The following is a 2,781-nucleotide window of genomic DNA, read 5'->3' on the forward strand; positions in this document are numbered from 1 at the left end:
CGAGGCTTTTTTTTATTCGTCAGACTCTTCTTGTTCGCAAACTAGAATTGTTTTGTCATAATAGTAGTTAATCGCATTTGAGGCATATAATTTTAAAACTCCCATAATCGGAACACCTAAAATCATCCCAACAATCCCCATTAACTTCCCTCCAACCGTGACGGCTAATAAGGTGAAGAATGGATTTAACCCCATCTTTTGACCAACCACTTTTGGATCAATAATTAAAGACTCTACTTGTTGGACAATCAGTAAGAAAATCAGGGCAATGATTGCCACGATGGGATTATAGAATAAATTAATTCCAACGGCAATCAGTGTTCCAAAAATAGGCCCAACAAACGGGACCATATTTGTTAATCCAAAAATAACTCCTAAAAGGACGGCATATTTAGCACCCATCAAGGCGAGTCCAATCGTTGCGCAAATCCCAACGAAAATGGAATCAATGGACTTTCCAATTAGATATTTACCGATGTTTTCATGAAATAATCGTGAAGTCTGCAATATGTATCCCGCATTTTTTGGGCGAAAGATAATATAAATCAACTTTTTAGACATCTCAGTAAATTTTTCTTTTTCAACTAAAATATAAATGCTAATAATAAAAGCTAAAAGAACATTTCCTGTTAAGGTCACGGCACCATAAGTGATAGACACCAATGAGCCGATTGAACTGGTCAAGATTTCAGTCACTTTTGGAATCATACTTAACAATTGTGTTTTAAACTCATTCAACTCTCCAAAATCAAAACCAGACATTTGATTGGTCCACCCATTAATCCAGGTTTGAATTTCAGTTGCATAACTTGGAATCTGCTTGATTAAATCTGAGGCACTATGATAAATGACAGGGAAAATAAAACTAATCATCAAGTAACACAGGAGTAAAAAACCAAAATATGTGAGACTAAGACTTAGATTACGTTTCACCTTAAATCGTTTTTCAATAAACATCATCACCGGATTAAAAATATATGCGATTATAAAAGCTAATAAAAAAGGAGAGAGTGTCGCTAGGATATCTTTAAAACTAGCAAAAAATACTTGATAATTATCCACCATCTTAATGATAATATAAGCGCAACTCACAAAAAATAAGCCCTTTATAAATGAAATTCGTTTTTCTAACCACTTTTCCAATTTAATCACACCTTGTTTAAGATGTATCAAATTATACTATAATTAGAAATGAATGACAATTTAAACCATTATAAAATTTCTCTTTCTATCCCAATTATTTCTGTTTCATAATTTGATTCAATAAAATTAACCACTTGATCCAAAATCGCATCGATTTGTGAAGTAGAATTCGACCCACACGTGATTCCAAGCGTAATGGTCTGATGTTCATCAAGTGTTGCAAACTCCTTAACCGATATATTAAATTTTTGACGTGTTTTGGCTACGATACTTCTCACAAGCATTCGTTTCTCTTTTAAACTACGCACCCAAGATGCGGATAAGACGATTTCAAGATAACCAATTTTCATTCTTTCACCACAATCCTTTCAAACTTACCCTTAGAATTTTACTTTTTTCGACATTTCATACGAGAAGAATAGATAAAAAACGTTAAATATTATAAAATAATAGGGTTAAGACTATTTTAACATTAATTTTTTAGTTTAGGAGATACCAAGATGGCAACAAAAAATATGGATTTAATGAAACAAATTATTGAACAAAAACGTCAAGGAACAAAACAACAAGATAAATTAAAACGTCCGGATAAAACGATTGGAGAACCTCGTAAACGTATCAAACGACATAAAGGTGGAGGATTATTCGATAAATAAATCGAGTTTTTCCACGCTTTAATTTATGATTACTTAGACACACTTACCATTAGGAGGAAGCCCATGTCTATTACATTTGAAAATTTAAATTTAGATTCACGTATCATTGCGGGATTAAACAAACAAAATATTAGTGTCCCAACCTCTATTCAACAAGAGGCCATTCCTGTTATTTTAAATCATCAAGATGTGATTGCCCAATCACATACAGGAAGCGGAAAAACATTAGCTTTTGTCGCCCCCCTTTTTGAAAAAATTGACACGACAAAACGTGAAATGCAAGTTTTAATCTTAGCACCTACACATGAGCTAGTCATGCAAATTGACGCTCAAATCAAGTTACTAGCAGCAAACTCAGAAATTCCGGTGACGTCTACCACGATTATTGGGGGCGCAAACATTGATAAACAAATCAAAAAATTAAAAGAAAAACCTCATATCATCACGGGATCATGTGGTCGTATTTTAGAATTGATTAAAAAGAAAAAAATTACGGCTCATACCCTTAAAACCATCATTTTAGATGAAGCGGATAGTCTACTTGATAATACCAATACCAAAACGATTCAAGATATTATTAAAACAACACTACGTGATCGTCAACTTTGTCTATTCTCAGCTTCAATTAGTGAGAATACGCAAACACTTGCGACGTCTTTAATGAAAGAACCTGTTATTTTAAAAACTGCAGATGCCGTCGAAATGAATCCAAATATTGCTCATTTCTATTTAAAAGGTGAGCGTCGTGATAAATTCGAATTACTTCGCAAATTGATTGTTGCCGAAAACCCAGAACGTGCTTTAATTTTTGTAAATCAAAACGATTCGATGCAAGAAATTGCTGAAAAATTAAATTATCATCAAAAAGAAACATTCGTCATGCGTGGTAACATTCAAAAAGAAGAACGCAAACGTGCACTAGATCTATTTAGAAGTGGAAAAATCAAATTATTAGTTTCATCAGATTTAACGGCTCGTGGTC

The 2,781-nt window shown here is 33.2% G+C and carries 4 protein-coding genes; 2 read left to right on the forward strand and 2 right to left on the reverse strand.

The window, feature by feature from the left end:
* Positions 1-12: 12 nt before the first annotated feature.
* Together HMPREF9402_RS12415 and HMPREF9402_RS12420 are read right to left on the reverse strand one after the other, a co-directional pair.
* Positions 13-1,143, reverse strand: coding sequence for an AI-2E family transporter (locus HMPREF9402_RS12415; protein ID WP_006783644.1), 1,131 nt, complete (start codon positions 1,141-1,143; stop codon positions 13-15).
* A gap of 68 nt (positions 1,144-1,211) precedes the next feature.
* Positions 1,212-1,493, reverse strand: coding sequence for a DUF503 domain-containing protein (locus HMPREF9402_RS12420; RefSeq protein ID WP_006783643.1), 282 nt, complete (start codon positions 1,491-1,493; stop codon positions 1,212-1,214).
* Between the two features lie 150 nt (positions 1,494-1,643).
* On the opposite strand from HMPREF9402_RS12420, the gene HMPREF9402_RS14635 reads away from it, so the two are divergent.
* Together HMPREF9402_RS14635 and HMPREF9402_RS12425 are read left to right on the forward strand one after the other, a co-directional pair.
* The gene (locus HMPREF9402_RS14635) at positions 1,644-1,799 is read left to right on the forward strand and encodes a hypothetical protein (protein ID WP_006783642.1); all 156 of its coding nucleotides are present in this window, start codon (positions 1,644-1,646) and stop codon (positions 1,797-1,799) included.
* A gap of 63 nt (positions 1,800-1,862) precedes the next feature.
* On the forward strand, positions 1,863-2,781 hold a 919-nt coding region (locus HMPREF9402_RS12425), incomplete at its 3' end, for a DEAD/DEAH box helicase (protein WP_009607520.1).

The organism is Turicibacter sp. HGF1 (genome assembly GCF_000191865.1).
GTDB lineage: Bacteria > Bacillota_I > Bacilli_A > MOL361 > Turicibacteraceae > Turicibacter > Turicibacter sanguinis.

Coding starts and splice junctions, on each gene's coding strand:
- HMPREF9402_RS12420 (WP_006783643.1), bottom strand. CDS start 1,493: ATGAAAATTGGTTATCTTGAAATCGTCTTATCCGCATCTTGGGTGCGT.
- HMPREF9402_RS14635 (WP_006783642.1), top strand. CDS start 1,644: ATGGCAACAAAAAATATGGATTTAATGAAACAAATTATTGAACAAAAA.